Source organism: Rhizobium sp. 01T444 (assembly GCF_056398305.1).
Window position 1 is genome coordinate 417,715 of sequence record NZ_JBFTPD010000003.1, and the last position, 17,339, is coordinate 435,053.

Annotated in this window: 17 protein-coding genes; 9 read left to right on the plus strand and 8 right to left on the minus strand. The window is 58.8% G+C overall.

Annotated elements, in window-relative coordinates:
- Positions 1 to 51 precede the first annotated feature (51 nt).
- Positions 52 to 1,938 carry an MFS transporter gene (locus tag AC1DTN_RS07465; protein ID WP_439016896.1) on the plus strand — a complete coding sequence of 629 codons (1,887 nt, stop codon included), beginning with the start codon at positions 52 to 54 and terminating at the stop codon, positions 1,936 to 1,938.
- Positions 1,939 to 2,022: 84 nt separating this feature from the next.
- Here AC1DTN_RS07465 and lpxE read toward each other — a convergent pair whose 3' ends face one another.
- Positions 2,023 to 2,757: a lipid A 1-phosphatase LpxE gene (lpxE, locus tag AC1DTN_RS07470; protein WP_477920267.1), complete on the minus strand. Its 735-nt coding sequence runs from the start codon at positions 2,755 to 2,757 to the stop codon at positions 2,023 to 2,025.
- 293 nt (positions 2,758 to 3,050) lie between these two features.
- On the minus strand, positions 3,051 to 4,163 hold the full coding sequence (gene leuB / locus AC1DTN_RS07475) for a 3-isopropylmalate dehydrogenase (protein ID WP_037102127.1): 1,113 nt from the start codon (positions 4,161 to 4,163) through the stop codon (positions 3,051 to 3,053).
- A gap of 181 nt (positions 4,164 to 4,344) precedes the next feature.
- Between leuB and AC1DTN_RS07480 the strand changes: the two genes are divergently transcribed.
- A complete protein-coding gene (locus AC1DTN_RS07480) occupies positions 4,345 to 5,277 on the plus strand; it encodes a pyridoxal-phosphate dependent enzyme (protein ID WP_113322201.1) in 933 nt (310 codons plus the stop codon).
- Between the two features lie 62 nt (positions 5,278 to 5,339).
- Here the strand turns inward: AC1DTN_RS07480 and leuD are convergent, their stop codons facing one another.
- The 3 genes from leuD to AC1DTN_RS07495 all read right to left on the minus strand — a co-directional run bounded on the left by leuD (position 5,340) and on the right by AC1DTN_RS07495 (position 6,843).
- Positions 5,340 to 5,948, minus strand: a complete 609-nt coding sequence (gene leuD, locus AC1DTN_RS07485) for a 3-isopropylmalate dehydratase small subunit (RefSeq protein WP_113322202.1) — start codon at positions 5,946 to 5,948, stop codon at positions 5,340 to 5,342.
- Positions 5,949 to 6,083: 135 nt separating this feature from the next.
- Positions 6,084 to 6,503 carry a VOC family protein gene (locus AC1DTN_RS07490; RefSeq protein WP_477920269.1) on the minus strand — a complete coding sequence of 140 codons (420 nt, stop codon included), beginning with the start codon at positions 6,501 to 6,503 and terminating at the stop codon, positions 6,084 to 6,086.
- Between the two features lie 109 nt (positions 6,504 to 6,612).
- Positions 6,613 to 6,843, minus strand: a complete 231-nt coding sequence (locus tag AC1DTN_RS07495) for a hypothetical protein (RefSeq protein ID WP_007824784.1) — start codon at positions 6,841 to 6,843, stop codon at positions 6,613 to 6,615.
- Positions 6,844 to 6,956: 113 nt separating this feature from the next.
- On the opposite strand from AC1DTN_RS07495, the gene AC1DTN_RS07500 reads away from it, so the two are divergent.
- Together AC1DTN_RS07500 and AC1DTN_RS07505 are read left to right on the plus strand one after the other, a co-directional pair.
- Positions 6,957 to 7,862, plus strand: a complete 906-nt coding sequence (locus tag AC1DTN_RS07500) for an HpcH/HpaI aldolase/citrate lyase family protein (RefSeq protein ID WP_477920270.1) — start codon at positions 6,957 to 6,959, stop codon at positions 7,860 to 7,862.
- A complete protein-coding gene (locus AC1DTN_RS07505; protein ID WP_113322205.1) occupies positions 7,862 to 8,068 on the plus strand; it encodes a DUF1737 domain-containing protein in 207 nt (68 codons plus the stop codon). Before AC1DTN_RS07500 ends, AC1DTN_RS07505 begins: the two co-directional genes overlap by 1 nt.
- A gap of 2 nt (positions 8,069 to 8,070) precedes the next feature.
- Here AC1DTN_RS07505 and AC1DTN_RS07510 read toward each other — a convergent pair whose 3' ends face one another.
- Complete coding sequence (locus AC1DTN_RS07510; RefSeq protein ID WP_113322206.1) at positions 8,071 to 8,508, minus strand: metallopeptidase family protein; 438 nt, start codon at positions 8,506 to 8,508, stop codon at positions 8,071 to 8,073.
- A 161-nt stretch (positions 8,509 to 8,669) separates the two neighbouring features.
- Here AC1DTN_RS07510 and AC1DTN_RS07515 point away from each other — a divergent pair, with 161 nt between their 5' ends.
- From AC1DTN_RS07515 to bfr, 5 genes are all read left to right on the plus strand, one after another.
- On the plus strand, positions 8,670 to 9,614 hold the full coding sequence (locus AC1DTN_RS07515; protein WP_439016892.1) for an ImuA family protein: 945 nt from the start codon (positions 8,670 to 8,672) through the stop codon (positions 9,612 to 9,614).
- On the plus strand, positions 9,598 to 11,073 hold the full coding sequence (locus AC1DTN_RS07520; RefSeq protein WP_477920271.1) for a Y-family DNA polymerase: 1,476 nt from the start codon (positions 9,598 to 9,600) through the stop codon (positions 11,071 to 11,073). The genes AC1DTN_RS07515 and AC1DTN_RS07520 overlap by 17 nt, the downstream gene beginning before the upstream one ends.
- On the plus strand, positions 11,070 to 14,549 hold the full coding sequence (locus tag AC1DTN_RS07525) for an error-prone DNA polymerase (RefSeq protein WP_477920273.1): 3,480 nt from the start codon (positions 11,070 to 11,072) through the stop codon (positions 14,547 to 14,549). The genes AC1DTN_RS07520 and AC1DTN_RS07525 overlap by 4 nt, the downstream gene beginning before the upstream one ends.
- Before the next feature lie 109 nt (positions 14,550 to 14,658).
- Entirely contained in the window at positions 14,659 to 15,033 is a 375-nt protein-coding gene (locus AC1DTN_RS07530; protein WP_081493316.1) for a BFD-like (2Fe-2S) protein, read from the plus strand.
- Positions 14,999 to 15,484, plus strand: coding sequence for a bacterioferritin (bfr, locus tag AC1DTN_RS07535; RefSeq protein WP_007824799.1), 486 nt, complete (start codon positions 14,999 to 15,001; stop codon positions 15,482 to 15,484). The genes AC1DTN_RS07530 and bfr overlap by 35 nt, the downstream gene beginning before the upstream one ends.
- Positions 15,485 to 15,570: 86 nt before the next feature.
- Here the strand turns inward: bfr and AC1DTN_RS07540 are convergent, their stop codons facing one another.
- Together AC1DTN_RS07540 and AC1DTN_RS07545 are read right to left on the minus strand one after the other, a co-directional pair.
- On the minus strand, positions 15,571 to 16,104 hold the full coding sequence (locus tag AC1DTN_RS07540) for an RNA pyrophosphohydrolase (protein WP_477920274.1): 534 nt from the start codon (positions 16,102 to 16,104) through the stop codon (positions 15,571 to 15,573).
- A 12-nt stretch (positions 16,105 to 16,116) separates the two neighbouring features.
- Complete coding sequence (locus AC1DTN_RS07545; protein WP_477920275.1) at positions 16,117 to 17,316, minus strand: divergent polysaccharide deacetylase family protein; 1,200 nt, start codon at positions 17,314 to 17,316, stop codon at positions 16,117 to 16,119.
- Between the last annotated feature and the right edge of the window lie 23 nt (positions 17,317 to 17,339).

Sequence of the window (17,339 nt, forward strand, 5' to 3'; positions counted from 1 at the left end):
TTGAGGAGAGTAGGCCGCGACCGTTGCTCATCACTCTGTGGAGGACAGACAATGGCAAATGTCGCAAGCGTCGACGGCGCGAAAGCCGGTCCGATGACGGGCGAGGAGAAGAAGGTCATCTTCGCCTCGTCGCTAGGCACGGTTTTCGAATGGTATGATTTCTATCTTTACGGTTCGCTCGCCACCTATATCGGCGCGACCTATTTCACCCAGTATCCGGAAGCGACACGTAACATCTTCACGCTGCTCGCCTTCGCTGCGGGTTTCCTGGTGCGTCCGTTCGGCGCATTGGTCTTCGGCCGCCTCGGCGATCTCGTCGGCCGCAAATACACCTTCCTGGTGACCATTCTCATCATGGGCTTCTCGACCTTCCTGGTCGGCATCCTGCCGGGTGCTGCCTCCATCGGTATTGCCGCTCCGATCATCCTGATCGGCCTGCGCCTGCTGCAGGGCCTGGCGCTGGGCGGCGAATATGGCGGTGCGGCCACTTACGTTGCCGAACATGCGCCGAACGGCCGCCGCGGCTATTTCACGTCCTGGATCCAGACGACGGCAACCCTCGGTCTCTTCCTGTCGCTGATCGTCATCGTCACGGTCCAGTCGATCATGGGCTCGACCGCCTTTGCCGCCTGGGGCTGGCGCATTCCGTTCCTCGTCTCGGTCGTCCTGCTCGGCATCTCCGTCTGGATCCGGTTGAAGATGAACGAGTCGCCCGCCTTCCAGCGCATGAAGGCGGAAGGCAAGGGATCGAAGGCACCGCTGACGGAAGCATTCGGCCAGTGGAAGAATGCCAAGATCGCGCTGATTGCGCTTTTCGGCGCTACCATGGGCCAGGCGGTCATCTGGTACGGCGGTCAATTCTACGCCCTGTTCTTCCTGCAGAACGTGCTGAAGGTCGATCTGCAGTCGGCCAACATCATGGTCGCGATTGCCCTCTTCCTCGCCACGCCATTCTTCGTCATCTTCGGCGGACTGTCGGACAGGATCGGCCGCAAGCCGATCATCATGGCGGGGCTGCTCATCGCAGCGGTCACCTATTTCCCGCTGTTCAAGGCGATGACTTATACGGCAAATCCAGCCCTCTATGAGGCGCAGGCGACGATCCGGGCAACGGTGACGGTGGATCCGGCGGATTGCAAATTCCAGTTCAATCCGACCGGTACCTCCAAGTTCACCAGTTCATGCGATATCGCAACGGCGTTCCTGACCAAGAACTCGGTGCCTTATGACGTGGTGCCGGGTCCGGCCGGCCAGCCGGCGACCGTGAAGGTCGGTGACGACACGATTACCGGTTACGACGCTGTCGCAGCCGGTGCCGATGCCGCCAAGACCAATGCTGCCTTCGAAAAGGGCGTCAATCTTGCCCTTCATGATGCCGGCTATCCGCTGAAGCGCGGTGTTGCCAAGGTTGCCGATGCCAAGCTCGATGCCTTCATCGCCGCCAATCCGGAACTCACCCTCAATGCCGATGCGATACGCGCGGGCCAGAAGGAAACGCTGCCGGCCGACAAACTCGTTGCCGGCAAGCTGCTGACGGCGGATGAAGCGAAAAGTGTCACCGACATGGCCGTCTACACGATCCCTGGCGGTGGTACGTTCGCGATGGTGGCTGATCCTGCTCGCGTCAACTGGATCGGCACGATCGCCGTCCTGTTCGTGCTCGTACTTTACGTGACGATGGTCTACGGCCCGATCGCGGCGCTGCTGGTCGAGCTCTTTCCGACCCGCATCCGCTATACCGGCATGTCGCTGCCCTATCATATCGGCAACGGCTGGTTCGGCGGTCTGCTGCCAGCTACGGCCTTTGCGATGAGTGCTGCCGCCGGCAACATCTATTACGGCCTCTGGTATCCGATCGTGTTCGCATCGATCACGCTGGTCATCGGCCTGCTGTTCCTGCCGGAAACCAAGAATCGGGATATTCACGCGCTGGATTAAGGCACGGCGGATATCTTGAGAACAAAGCCCGGCGCTCGAAAGGCGCCGGGTTTTTCATGCGTTATTTTTCTTACGCGTCATTTCTTATGCGTTTGGGAAGTATCGCTTGGACATCGGCCAGCCATCCGGCGCAAGTTTGAAAAGCAGGCCGTAGCGCGCATAGACGATTGCTGTCAGCAGCGAGAACCACGCGCCGAAGGCAAGGCCGGCAATGACATCACTTGGATAGTGCGCGCCGACCATGACACGCGTCATGCCGAGCCAGATGGCACCGGCGATGAAGGGCACCCGGTAACGCGGGAAGAGCAGGGCGAAGGCGGCAAAGAAGGCGCCCACCGTGGTTGAATGGCCTGACGGGAAACTTTCCAGCGCTGCATGGCCGGAGAAGGGTGTGAAGGAAAGCACCCCGAGGTCCTGGAAATGTTCGGGGCGCGCGCGGCCGATCGTGCGTTTCAGAAGGTTTGCGAGCAGGCCGGAAAAGACGACGGTCGTAAACAGGTAGGCGCCGATCCAGCTCACATAGAGTGCCTGGGCCCTTGCTTTTGCACTGTTCAAAAGCTTGTAGCCGGCTCTGCCGTGGAAAAAGAGCAGGACGCTGGTGAGGATTAGCCAGGCGGAATTGCCGAAATCGGTCAACATCTCGCCGAAGCGCTGAATGGACTCCGGCAGATGGCCGGCACCGATTGGCGCATCAAAGATCAGCATGGAAAGGATGACGGCGTTCAGCGTAATGAAAAGGCATGCGCGCCACCGCAATGGTGGCATGACGCATCTATTTCTGCGCCAGCGCCTGTCCAAGGAGACTAGAAGTTCCCGCATTCCGACTATCCGTATAACCCTTGGGTATGAGATAGGCGGTAAAAATGCACAGGATTACGACAGAGGGCGGGACTCCCGAGATAATTCTAATCAATTTTGGTAATGGTCCAATTCGTGCCCTGAAGGAGAGGATCAGGCAGAGGCGAGTGAGCGTGATAGCGATGGCAAATGCGACCCGTGCGCTGAATGCCAGACCCTACCGTGACATCATTCATAGGAGCGGGGACGCTGGCTTCAACAAAAAAGCCCTCCGCATGAGGTGCGAAGGGCCGAAAAGCGTTTCACGTGAAATATCAGGCAGAAAGGGCCTTGAACTCGTCGAGGATCGCGTCGCCCATCTCGACGGTGCCGACCTGGCGGCTGCCTGGTGCCATGATGTCGCCAGTGCGGATGCCCTTGTCGAGCACGTTGGCGATCGCCTTTTCGAGGTTGTCTGCTTCCTTGACCAGATTGAAGGAGTAGCGAAGGCACATGGCGAAGGAGGCAATCATGGCGATCGGATTGGCGATGCCCTTGCCTGCGATATCGGGTGCTGAGCCGTGAACCGGCTCATAGAGCGCCTTGCGCTTGCCGGTCTTTCCGTCAGGTGCTCCGAGCGAGGCCGACGGCAGCATGCCGAGAGAGCCGGTCAGCATGGCGGCAACGTCCGAGAGCATGTCGCCGAAGAGGTTGTCGGTGACGATGACGTCGAACTGTTTCGGCTGGCGCACGAGCTGCATGCCACCGGCATCGGCCAGCATATGCTCGAGCTGTACGTCTGAATATTTCGCCTTGTGCGTCTCGGTCACGACCTGGTTCCAGAGCACGCCAGATTTCATGACGTTGCGCTTTTCCATGGAGCAGACGCGGTTGTTGCGGGTGCGGGCCATTTCAAAGGCGACACCGGCAATGCGCTCGATCTCGTAGGTGTCGTAAACCTGCGTATCGATGCCGCGCTTCTGGCCATTGCCGAGATCGATGATTTCTTTCGGCTCGCCGAAATAAACACCGCCCGTCAGTTCGCGAATGATGAGGATGTCGAGACCCTCGACCAGTTCCGGCTTCAGCGAGGAAGCGGAGGCGAGTGCGGGATAGCAGATCGCCGGACGCAGATTGGCGAAAAGTTCCAGATCCTTGCGCAGGCGCAGTAGGCCGGCTTCCGGGCGTACTTCATAGGGAACGCTATCCCACTTCGGGCCGCCGACGGCGCCGAAGAGCACAGCGTCGGCTGCTAGCGCCTTCTTCATGTCGTCTTCGGAGATCGCTGCGCCATGCGCATCATAGGCGCAGCCGCCAACGAGGCCCTCGTCGGTGACAAAACCGGCATTCATCGCCTCATTCATGTAAGCGATGATCTTGCGGACTTCACCCATGGCTTCGGGGCCGATACCGTCACCCGGCAGCAGGAAAAGATTGCGCACTGTCATGAAACCCTCCGCGGAAAAACAAGCTGCGGCTTCTTAGACCCCGGAAATGGGCATTTCAAGCGAGAGAAGGGGTGAATCGGTACGCTTGCCTCCGCGTCATGTGATGTCTGACAAGGTTGCTCCCGTGCCTGCAAACGAGCTAGAACGACAGGCCTGCCTTTCTTTCCCTGGATATTCTCCCATGTCTTTTGCGCCCCTTCATCTCGACACTCCTCTGATCCAGACAGCACCCGATTTCAGCGCCAGCGGCAAGCCGCTTTGGTTAAAGCTCGATGCGCTACAGCCTTCAGGCAGCTTCAAGCTGCGTGGTGTCGGCCGCCTTTGCCAGCATGAGGTTCAAAACGGTGCGCGCGAGATCTTCTGCGCCTCCGGCGGCAATGCCGGCATTGCCGCAGCCTATGCCGGGCGGGCACTTGGCGTGCCTGTTACGATCGTCGTGCCTGAGACGACGGCACCTGACGTGCGTCGAACGATTGCCGCAACGGGCGCCAATGTGCTGGTTCATGGTTCTGTCTTCGATGAGGCCAATGCGCATGCGATCGAACTCGCCGAAAGCCGCAAGGCGACCTATGTGCATCCTTTCGACCATCCGCTCCTGTGGGATGGCCATGCGACGCTGATCGATGAGGTGGTGGCAAAGGGTGCCAAATTCGATTGTGTCGTTACCAGCGTCGGCGGTGGCGGTCTGCTTGCCGGCATCGTCGAGGGGCTGAAGCGGAACGGGCTTTCGGACGTGCCTGTCATTGCCGTCGAGACGGAAGGAGCTGCATCATTTCATGCAAGCCTCAAGGCCAATGAGCGTATTTCGCTGCCGGCCATTACATCGATTGCCACCTCGCTCGGCGCGCGGCAGGTGGCGCAGCATGTCTTCGATCTGCCGAAGCATCACCCGATCGAAAGTGTTCTCGTCAGCGATGCCGATGCCGTGGCCGCCTGCCTGAAATTTGCCGATGCGCAGCGCATCCTGGTCGAACCGGCCTGTGGTGCCGCACTTGCCGTTGCCGATGTGCATGCCGGTCTGCTGTCGCGCTTCGACAATCCGCTGATCGAAGTTTGCGGCGGTATCGGCGTGTCGCTTGAAAAGCTCAGCGTCTGGAGAGAAAAGTTTCTCTGAGATCCGGACAAAGAAAAAGCCGGGCGAAAGCCCGGCTCGATCTCAAAGCAATTTGGTGAGGCTCAGGCGGCCCAGGGGTGCGAAGCGGCGTTCTTCTTTTCGAACTCGTCGATCGCCTTGCCCTTTTCCATGGTCAGGCCGATATCATCGAGGCCGTTCAGCAGGCAGTGGCGCTTGAACTCGTCGAGATCGAACTTGATCGAGCCGCCGTCCGGACCGGTGATTTCGAGGTTTTCAAGGTCGACCGTCAGAATGGCGTTGGAGCCGCGCTCGGCGTCGTCCATCAGCTTGTCGAGGTCTTCGTGGCTGACCTGGATCGGCAGGATGCCGTTCTTGAAGCAGTTGTTATAGAAGATGTCGGCGAAGCTGGTGGAGATCACGCAGCGGATGCCGAAATCGAGCAGCGCCCATGGAGCGTGTTCGCGCGAGGAGCCGCAGCCGAAATTGTCACCGGCAACCAGGATCTTTGCCTCGCGGTAAGCCGGCTTGTTCAGCACGAAATCAGGGTTTTCGGAGCCGTCTTCGTTGTAGCGGGCTTCGGCGAAAAGGCCCTTGCCAAGGCCGGTGCGCTTGATGGTCTTCAGATAGTCCTTCGGAATGATCATGTCGGTGTCGATGTTGACGACCGGCAGAGGGGCTGCAACGCCCGTGAGCTTCACGAATTTATCCATGACCTATGCTCCATTTCAGCAAAACGTACTTTCTGACTTTGCATCTATTCCAGTTTCCCGCCGAAATGAAGAAGAATCTTTCGTTGATGGTGGCCACGCGATGTTTCGCGCGGCCTGCCGATTGCGTGTGTCCCTTTACTTGGACGGTGCATTCAGGCCCCAGAGCACGCCGAACGGATCACGAAGCTGGCCGTAGCGATCACCCCAGAACATCAGTTCGACCGGCATGACGACTTCGGCGCCGGCAGCCACTGCGCGGTTCCACCAGAAATCGATATCGTCGATCACCAGCTGGATGGCGAAGCCCTCATGGCCTTTGAAGGCATGGCCGTATTCCGGATAGGCATCCGACAGCATGAGCGAGCTGCCATTGATGTAGAGATGCACATGCATCGTGCGGCTGCTCTCGTCGACCGGCACGAGATAGGCTTCTTCAGCGCCGAAAGCTTTCTTGTAGAATTCCGCAGCCTTTACCGCGCCGTCGACCGTCAGATAGGGAAGCAGGCCGTTCTTGACCGGCGGCATCTTGGTCTGGTTGTTCTCCGTTGCATCCATGCTCGTCCTCCATTCGTTTTTAAAGTGCCGGCTGAATGCCTGGCTGCTTCAAGGACGTAGCATGGGAACGTGAGCCGACAATGTCGGTCAGAATTTTCAGAGAAAATGATCAGAGATCGATGATCGTGCCGCGGCCGTCGTTCCAGATGCGCATCTCGCGCTTACCATCGGCGCGGGCGCGGACGGGAGCGGGCTTCATCTTCATCGAAAGGGCGCGGCCGACCATGAGCACGGTCAGGATGCCGCCAACGGCGAGCGTGACCGAGAAGGTGAGAAGCAGCATGGCCACGAAAACGGTGGCGCCGGCAAGCATGAAGAAGATGGAGCGAATGTTCTGCATTGGTTTGAAACCTTTCTACGGAAAGGAATGTGGTCCTTCTTTTTCCTCTCTGCAAGCCAAGCGTGGCTTTTTGTTGTCTTGCCGGGCTTTGCGAAGCTTGGCACTAATGGTCCATGAGCCGAACACCACCTCTTCGTTCCCTGCGTCTGCGCCGCTCGGTGCTGAGCGTACCCGCCATCAATGCGCGTGCGCTTGAAAAGACCCATTCCCTTGATTGCGATGCGGTTATTCTCGATCTGGAGGATTCCGTCGCGCTCGAGAAGAAGGCGGAAGCGCGCGACAATCTGAAGGCCTTTTTTGCCGGGCCGCCGCTTGCGGGCAAGGAAAGGATCATCCGTATCAATTCTTTGTCATCCGGATTCGGGCTGGCGGATCTGGAACTGGTCAAGGCGCTTTCGCCCGATGCCGTTCTGCTTCCAAAGGTGGATGAGCCACAGGATGTAATGGCTGTCAGCGATTTGCTTGCCGAGGCTTATGCGCCGGAGGAGTTGCGCATCTGGGCGATGATCGAGACGCCGCGTGGCGTGCTGAATGCCGCAGCGATCGCCGAATCCGGCCGCACGCCGGGATCGCGGCTCGATTGCCTCGTCGTCGGCCTCAACGACCTGCGCAAGGAAACGGGCGCCTTGCCGCAGTCGGGGCGGACCTATCTCGTGCCCTGGCTGATGCAGGTCATTCTGGCGGTCAAGGCCTATGGGCTCGATGCGCTTGACAGCGTCTTCAACGATTTCCGGGATGACGAAGGTTTCGATGCCGAGTGCGGGCAGGGCCGTGCCATGGGTTTTGCAGGCAAGATGCTGATCCATCCGGCGCAGATTGCAGCCGCCAACACGCATTTCGGGCCTGACGCGGAGGAGATTGCGGAGGCGGAAGCCATCATTGCCGCTTTCGCCGATCCGGCGACCGAGGGGCTCAACGTCATCAATGTGAACGGGCGGATGATCGAGCGGCTGCATCTTGTCCAGGCCGAAGCTCTGGTCCATAAAGCGCACCTGATTTCTGCAAGAAAGCCCGCCTGATGAAACTCTACCGCTTCCTGACCGGTCCCGACGACGCTTCCTTTTGCCACAAGGTCACGACGGCACTGAACAAGGGCTGGTCGCTGTCCGGCTCGCCCAGCTATGGCTTCAATGCTGCGACCGGCCAGATGCAGTGCGGCCAGGCCGTCGTCAAGGATGTCGAGGGCAAGGATTATCACCCGGACATGAAGCTGTCCGAGCAGTAAGCTTAACGCTCTGCCGCCTCTTCGGCACTTGCCTCGATGCGTTCCATGTCATCGTCGCTGAGGCCGAAGTGGTGGCCGATCTCATGGATCAGCACATGGGTGATGATGTCACCCAGCGTTTCGTCGTTTTCGGCCCAGTAATCGAGGATCGGACGGCGATAGAGGCGGATGCGGTTCGGCATCTCGCCGGTTTCCACGGTAAAGCGCTCCGAAATGCCGCGGCCCTCGAAAAGGCCGAGCAGGTCAAAGGGCGTTTCCAGCGCCATATCCTCGAAGACTTCGTCGTCGGGGAAATCTTCGATTTCGATGGTCAGATTGGTCGTCAGCTTGCGAAATTCGTCCGGCAGATGACTGTAGGCCTCCATTGCCAGCGACTCGAAGGTGCTGATCGCCGGCGCATGGCGGTCCCGCCAATCATCGCTCTGGTCTATGCGGGCCATAAGTATTCCTTCCTTTGCGGCCCATATAGAACCTTTATCGCCGATTTTCGAGTGCGGAATCAAAGGCAGGAATAAATTCTTATGAAATGATTGTTGACTCTTCATTAGAGCTCTGGAATCTATAAGAACATAACAGGAACAAGACGAATGGAGAGACCGCCATGGCGCAGACCGCCCTGGCGCGCGAGCGGCTTTTTGCGCTCCGCGAAACCATTGCCCGACTGGAGGGAAAACCCGCGCCGGCGCTTGCCGCGGCGGAACGGGAAGCCCTGGCGGAAGGACGCAAACGGCGGCAGGAGTGTATGCTGCCACACCTCCCCTTCGGGGTGGAAGCACTCGATGAAGCGCTGGAAGGCGGCCTTCAGCTCGATGCGATTACCGAATTCCGCGCGGCGAGTTCCGGTGATGCAGGGGCGGCGAGTGGACTGGCGATGGCCATTGCAGCGCGACTGCAGAAGCACGAGGAGGATACCGGCAGGTTGCTGCCGCTGCTCTGGATCGGTGATGCCGTCGGCACACTGGAGGCGGGTCGTCCCTATGCTCCGGGGCTGAAGGATTTCGGGCTGAAGCCGGAAAGGTTTTTCCATGCCGCGCCGCGCAAGCTGGAGGATGCGCTCTGGCTGGCGGAAGCGGCCATCGAAAGTGCTGCCTTCTCGGTTGTCGTCTTCGAAGTGCGCGGCAATCCCCTGCATTTCGGCCTGACCGAAAGCCGCCGGCTCAGTCTCAGGGCACGCGCCGTCCGCCGTCCGCTCTTTCTCGTCCGCCAGGCTGGGGAGGAGGAGGCGAGCAGCGCTGTCTTCCGTCTGCATGTCGAGCCGGCGCCGTCTGATCTGCGGTCGTTGCCGGATGGATCAAAATTTTCCGGCAGCATCGGCAATCCGATTTTCCGTCTCACGCTGGAGAAGAGCCGCAATCCGGCCCCGCTCTCCTTTCTTCTGGAGTGGAACCCCCATGAACGCGAATTTTTCCCCGTCGACGAGCCAAGCTTCGCTCGGCCTCCAAGCGAACAGTCAGCGCATTCTGGCGCTCAGCTTTCCGCATCTGCCAACGGACCGTATCGCCCGCAGGCGATGGGGCCTGTCCTGGCGTTTGAAAGGGCGTCCTGAAGCGGCACCCCTCGTCTGTTCCGGCAAGCTCAATAATGCCATGCGGCTGACAGCGCTGGATGAATTCGCCGAGAAGCTAGGGCTGAGAAAGGAACAGGGCGTTGCCGAAGCGCGCGCCATGTTTCCGGCGCTTGATGTCCTGGAGGAAGATCCAGCAGCCGATCGACGGTTACTGGAAGGGATCGCCGACTGGTGCGACCGCTATACGCCGATGGTCGCGCTCGACGGCAAGGACGGGCTGTTTCTCGATATTACCGGCTGCGCCCATCTCTTCGGCGGTGAGGTGGCGCTTCTCAAGGATATTCTGTCCCGGCTCTTCCATATGGGGCTCGATGTGCGGGGTGCGATCTCCTCATCGCCGGGTCTTTCCTGGGCAGTCTCCCGTTTCGGGCAGGGCGGCGTCGTGGAGGATGAAGAGATGGAGCGCATGCTGATGCCGCTGCCTGTCGCGGCCTTGCGGCTGGAGGGCCAGACCGTCGATGCTCTTAGGAAACTTGGCCTCAAATACGTCGGCGATGTCATTCATGCGCCGCGGGCGCCGCTGACCCGCCGCTTCGGGCCAACGCTGCTTCTGCGCCTTGATCAGGCGCTCGGCCGTGAGGAAGAACCCATCTCTCCTCGGCTTCCTGTCGCCAGCCTCTCATCCGAACGCCGTCTGGTCGAGCCGATCGGCACGGAAGAGCAGATCCTCGCGGTTACCGGACAGGTCGCCATGTCGCTAAAACCGTCCCTGGAAGCGCGCGGCGCCGGCGGCCGGGTGTTCGAACTGGTGCTGTTTCGTGTCGACGGCAGGGTTTTCCGCATTTCCGTCGGCGCCTCCCGGCCGCTTCGTGAGCCGAAGCTCGTTGCCGGGCTGTTTTCCGAGCGGCTGCAGATGATCTATGACGATATCGATGCTGGTTATGGCTTCGAGATCTTGCGCCTGAATGTGTTGCGTCATGACCCGTTCAACGAGGCGCAGGGCGATTTCGAAGGCGACCGGCAGGGGGAGATCTCGCTTTCAAGTTTTGTCGACCGTGTCGCGGCCCGGCTTGGTTCGGACTGCCTGCAAAGCTTCCAGCTTCGCGAGAGCCATGTGCCGGAGCGCGCCGTGATCACGGTGCCGGCAATGGAGAGCCTTCCGGCCCGGCGGAAGGCGGAGCAGGGAAGCGCGCTTCCTTTGCGTGAGGAACGTCCTCTGCGGCTCTTTGCAACGCCGGAACCGGTCGATGTCGCATTTGCCGAAGTGCCCGATGGTGCGCCGCAGACTTTCCGTTGGCGGCGCCTGCAGCATCAGGTGGCGAGGAGCGAAGGCCCTGAACGGATTGCCATGGAATGGTGGATCGATGGTGATAACGCCGAAGCGCGAGACTATTTCCGGATCGAGGATGAGGCCGGACATCGCTTCTGGATCTATCGCCGGGGTCTCTACGGTGAGAACCCTGATCCTCGCTGGTTCATGCACGGGGTCTTTGCATGAGGCCCGAACCCACATTTTTCGAGATCGGTGCGAAGACGAATTTCTCGTTCCTCGAAGGTGCTTCGAAACCCGAAGAGATGGTCGTACAGGCCGCGTGCCTGAAGCTCGGTGGTCTCGGCATTGCGGATCGCAATTCGGTGGCCGGCGTGGTGCGGGCACATGCACAGGCAGAACAGCTTGAGGAGAGATACAAGAACAGAGATGAAATTCTAGCCCAGGCGAAGAAGGAGGGAAAAAAAGAGGTAATCCTCGATCCTATCCGGGTTCAGCCCGGCGCCCGCCTCGTCTTTTGCGATGGAACGCCTGATATCCTTGCCTATCCGCGCAACCGGCGAGGTTGGGCAAACCTCTGCCGCCTGCTCAGCGCGGGCAATCTGAAGGAAGAATCGGTTAAGGGAACCTGCATCCTCACGGAAGCAGAGCTTATGGAATGGGGCGATGAGATGATGCTTGCCCTCGTCCCTGATCGGACTGTCGTGAATGATCCAGCCGGCCAGCCAGTCCTCGAAGACTATCTGGAGCGGTTTCGCAAACGCTTCCGCAAGACATTTTTCATGGCGCTGTCGCCGGCCTATGACGGTCGTGATCGGCAGGCTTTTGCGGTGCTTGCCATGCTTGCTGCTCGAAATCGCATGCCGCTGATTGCGACCAATCAGCCGCTTTATCATGACACCGAGCGCCGGCCGCTTTCGGATATCGTGATCGCCATCCGGGAACATGTGGAGATATCGGAAGCCGGATTCCTTCTGGCGCCGAATGCAGAGCGGTATCTCAAGGATTCACGTGAAATATCGAGGATCTTCCGGGATTATCCGGATGCTGTCGAGAATACGCAGCTGTTCTTCGGGAAGCTGAGCTTTTCGCTGAACGAGTTGAAACACAATTATCCCCCCGAAAACGATCCGGGCGAAACGCCGCAGGAAACTCTCGAAAGGCTGACGAGAGCGGGTGCGCTAATACGCTATCCTGATGGCGTTCCGGAGAAAGTGGCCAAGCAGATCGACTACGAGCTGAAGCTCATCGGGGACAAGAATTACGCTTCCTATTTCCTGACGGTTCATAAGATCATTCATCATGCCCGTTATGTGCTCAATGTTCTCTGTCAGGGGCGTGGTTCGGCGGCCAATTCGGTTGTCTGTTACTGCCTTGAGATTACCGAGGTTAATCCTGAAAAATGCACCCTCCTTTTCGACCGCTTCATCTCGATGGATCGTCACGAGCCGCCGGATATCGATGTCGATTTCGAGCATGAACGGCGGGAAGAGGTTATTCAGTCCATTTATGCAAGATATGGCCGTGAGCATGCCGGTCTGACGGCTGCTGTCACCAGCTATCGCACCCGTTCGGCTGGCCGTGAAGTCGCCAAGGCCTTCGGTCTGTCGGAGGATGTTCAATCTGCGATAAGCAGTCTCATTTGGGGTTGGTCAGAGGATAATCTCTCTGAACGGGACGCGAAGGCGGCCGGTCTTGATATCAAAGATCCGGTGACACAGAACGTGCTCAAATATGCCTCCGAACTTCTCGGTTTTCCCCGTCACCTCACACAGCATGTCGGCGGTTTCGTCATCACGCGGGACCGGCTTGATGAAGTGGTGCCGATCATGAAAACGGCAATGCCGGATCGCTACATGATCGAGTGGGACAAGGATGATCTCGACAATGTTGAAATTCTCAAGGTGGACGTGCTGGCGCTCGGTATGCTCACCTGCCTGCGACGAGCTTTCACGCTGCTTGAGCTACATTACGAGGTAAAGAAGACGCTCGCTGATCTCGGCCATAAGGAGCATGGAAAGGAAGGTGAGGCGGTTTATAAGATGATGTGGCGAGCGGATACGCTTGGTGTGTTCCAGATCGAAAGCCGAGCGCAGATGAGTATGCTGCCACGTCTTAAGCCTGTTAGATTCTATGATCTTGTCATCGAAGTAGCCATTGTCCGACCCGGACCGATCCAGGGTAACATGGTTCATCCCTATCTGAAGCGTCGCGAAGACGACAAAAACAACATTCCGATCAAATATCCGAGCAAGGAACTGAAAACGGTGCTCGAGAGAACGCTTGGGGTTCCGCTGTTTCAGGAACAGGCTATGCAGATCGCCATCACTGCGGCGGGCTTTGCGCCTGCCGAGGCAGACCGGCTCCGACGGGCGATGGCGACCTTTAAAAGGACCGGCACGATCGGTAATTTCGAAAAGCGGTTCATCGATGGGATGGTCGAGAAGGAGTACGATCGCGAGTTTGCGCAGCAATGCTTCAACCAGATCAAAGGTTTCGGCGAATACGGGTTTCCGGAAAGCCATGCCGCGTCCTTCGCGCTGCTCGTCTATGCCTCCTCATGGCTGAAAGCCTATTATCCTGACGTCTTCTGTGCGGCGATGCTGAATTCGCAACCGATGGGCTTTTACGCCCCGGCGCAGCTGGCACGGGATGCGCGCGAGCATGGGGTGAAAATCCTGCCGGCTGATATCAATCGCTCGGATTGGGAGTGCACCCTTGAGGCAGCGGTTTTTGACCAGGCAAGTGTCGATTTCCGCCACGACGAAATGCGCGACATCATCAAGACTCGCCATGCCGTGCGGCTTGGCCTTCTGCAGATCAAGGGCGTTTCCTCTAAAGATATGGGACAGCTCGTCGAAAACCGGGGTGGGGGTTACCATTCTGTACGTGACCTCTGGCTGCGCTCCGGCCTGCAGAAATCTGTTATCGAACGGCTGGCAGATGCAGATGCTTTTCAATCCATCGGACTATCACGACGTCAGGCGCTCTGGGCGGTGCGGGCGCTGGATGTGAAAAGCGCAACCGAGGAGCTGCCGCTCTTCGAGAAGGTCCGCCATATCGATCTTCAGCCTGAGCCGGCTGCGAAGCTGCCGGATATGCTGCCGGGAGAACAGGTCATCGAGGATTACCGCTACCTGTCGCTCTCCTTGAAAGGGCACCCCGTTTCCTTCCTGCGCGAGGAGTTAGGCAAGGCAGGTGTGACGCGCAATGTCGATCTGCTTCGTGTCGCGAATGGGAGACGAGTGACGATCGCGGGGCTGGTGCTGGTGCGCCAGCAGCCGGGTTCGGCGAAAGGTGTGATCTTCATGACGTTGGAGGATGAGACCGGTGTTGCCAATGCCATCGTCTGGAAGAAGGTCTTCGAAAAATACCGCGCAGTGGTCATGGGCGCTCGGCTTGTGAAGATCTACGGCAAATTACAAAGCCAGAGCGGTGTCATCCATACCGTCGTCGAACATATCGAGGATATGACGCCGCTACTCGGTATCCTTCAGCGAGAGATAAAACGCTTTGGCGTCAGCGAGCGCTCGGACGAGGTGCTGCGCCCGACACAGGATCATCGACAGCGGAAGGCGGCGGATATTCTGGCGCGGGACAACCTGCTCAGAAAGATCGGCGAGCGAAGCCCATCAGAACAAGCGAAAGATGGTGATATCGCAGAGACTGCGAGCGTGATGCCGCGCGGGCGTAATTTTCACTGATGGGCGTTTGCAGCCAGGAAATTGATGCTTCTTAAGGACTTAAGGATGCGCTCGCTGGCGTGTGATATCCTGTCGCTGAATCGTGATCGGATGAGGGTCGCGAATTTTCTTGACAGTTCCCATCTTCTTTTGCAGAAAACACGATAGTAAGTGTCATGTTTGGAATGAAGACGTGCTCGTCTGCAGTTGCAATTACATAACCGACAAGGAAATCCGGGACGTCATCAACAATCTTCTCGATGAAGATTGTTGGCAGCTTATCGTGCCGGCGAAGGTCTATCACGCCATGGCCAAGCGCGGCCGTTGCTGCGGCTGTTTCCCGAACGTTGTCGATATCATCATCCAGACAACCGAAGATTATCATGCCCGTCGCCACTCGACGGAGACGGAAATATTTGATTTCATGTCCCGCTTGAAACAATTCCACGAGGAAAACAGGAGAGCGGACATTGAAAGGCGACAAAAAAGTCATCGAGCGGCTTAACGAGGCCCTTTTTCTAGAGCTCGGTGCAGTCAACCAGTATTGGGTCCACTATCGCCTTCTTGAGGACTGGGGTTACACCAAGCTCGCCAAGAAGGAACGTGCCGAATCGATCGAGGAAATGCACCATGCCGACCGTCTGGTCGCGCGCATCATCTTCCTCGAAGGCCATCCCAATCTACAGACGCTTGCGCCGCTGCGCATCGGTCAGAACGTCAAGGAAGTTCTGGAGGCCGATCTTGCCGGCGAATATGACGCCCGCACTGCCTACAAGAAATCGCGCGATATCTGTCATGACGCCGGCGACTATGTTTCCATGAAGCTTTTCGAAGAGCTGTTGGCAGACGAGGAAGGCCATATCGACTTCCTCGAAACGCAGCTCGAACTGCTCGAGAAGATCGGCGAAGCCAAATATGGTCAGCTCAACGCAGATTCGGCCAACGAAGCCGAATAATTCGCAGTCGGCAATCTTATCTCAGCCGGCCGCCTGAAAGGCGGCCGGTTTCCTTTTGGAACGCATTGCTGAGCTTCGTTCGATGCTCAATCTTCCGGGATTAAGCCGGAAAGGTGGCTGAATTCCGCCACGACCCGTTCATAGACGGCGCGCTTGAAGGGAACGATCAGGCCGGGCAGGTCTTCCATCGGCTTCCATTCCCAAGCGTCGAATTCCGGCTCATGGCCGCCGGGCGGCGGGTTGATGGCGATCTCTCTTTCGTCGCCCTCGAAGCGGAAGGCGAACCAGCGCTGCGTCTGGCCGCGGTACTTGCCCCTCAGCCCGATGCCGATCAGCTGTGGCGGCAGGTCGTAATTGATCCAGTCCTTGGCCTCGGCAAGCAGGGTCACGGTCCGGATGCCGGTTTCTTCGTAAAGTTCGCGATAGGCTGCCTCCAGCGGGTCTTCGCCCTTGTCGATGCCGCCCTGCGGCATCTGCCAGAGCTGGGGTGAACCGTCATACTCCGAATTACCATCAGGAATGCGCCGCCCGGCCCAGACGAGGCCCTCGCGGTTGAGGATCATCACACCGACGCAGGGGCGATAGGGGAGGTCCTCAGCTTTTACGGTCGCCTGGCTCATGGTTTTCTCCGCTCAGGGATTCTTGGGGTCGTTGACGAGTGCAGCAACGCCGACAATCTCGATGCCGCGCATGGTCGCTTCCTCGCTCCATTTGGAGATCGCGTCAATGCTCTCGTCGAAGGCCGAGGCAACACCGATTGCCTGGCCGTTGCGGCGAGCGATGCGCTCCAGTTCGTCGAGTTTCTGCAGGATGGTGTTCACATCGACCTGGCTATCCAGTTGCAAGTCGGCGAAAGCGTAAGGAAGCTCCGTGCCTTTGGCGACCACGGCGGTCTTGGATTGCGCTGAAGTGCCATCGTCGAGAAACAGCAGCCCGCGCTTGCCGATATCCCGCATGACCGGCTCCATGGCCTTGGGATCGGAGAGGAAACGTCCGCCCAGATAGTTCATGATGCCCGTATAGTTGGTGATCTCGCCCATCGCCCGATGCAGGCTTTCGAGGTTGTGCGCCACAGGCTTCGACGTCAGCAGCGTATCCGGTCCCGGATCATTAGCTGGGTAATCGAACGGCTCCAGCGGCACCTGCAGCAATATTTCATGGCCGCCGCGCCGCGCATCTTGCATCCAGCGCTGCAGGCTGTTGCCACTGGCGGCGAAGGCAAAGGTGATTTCCTCCGGCAATTGCTTGATGGCGCGCTGCGTGCCGGTCTGGCTGAGACCGAGGCCGCTGAGGACGATCGCGATGCGGGTGCCGCGCGTGCCGGACCACGGCCGCGCATATTGATCCATCGGACGCCGGCCATCGGGACCCGTGATGGGCAGCCGGCCGAAGGGTGTCTCTTCGAGCAGATTGTCGTTGGGGATGGCCGCCATGCGGGGATCCTGGCCCATCTGCATGGCATCGACCAGAACCGGGCCGCTGCCATCGCGCGGGCGAGGGCTGTATTTAGTGACGACAGAACCGTCGCCTGTCACCATCCGTTCTACATTGGCGCCGGATTGCGGCTCGGAGCGGGGTATGCCGTTTGCTGCCTGATTGGCAGATGCCTGCGGCTCCTGGATCGCATCGGTCGGCGGCGCGGCCGCTGTGTCCAGCGATGCCGGAGGCTTCGACTGCTCGAGGCCATCATTGCGAAATGCCGTGTAAAGGGAAAAGCCGCCAATCGCGACAAGACAGACGCTCGCGGCAATCTGTCCGATCCGCAATATGCCGGGGCGCTTTCGCGCGGCCTTGCGGTTGCGGCCTAGAGGTGCATGCAGGTCCGTTCCCAATTCGTTGCCACTCCAAAACCGGG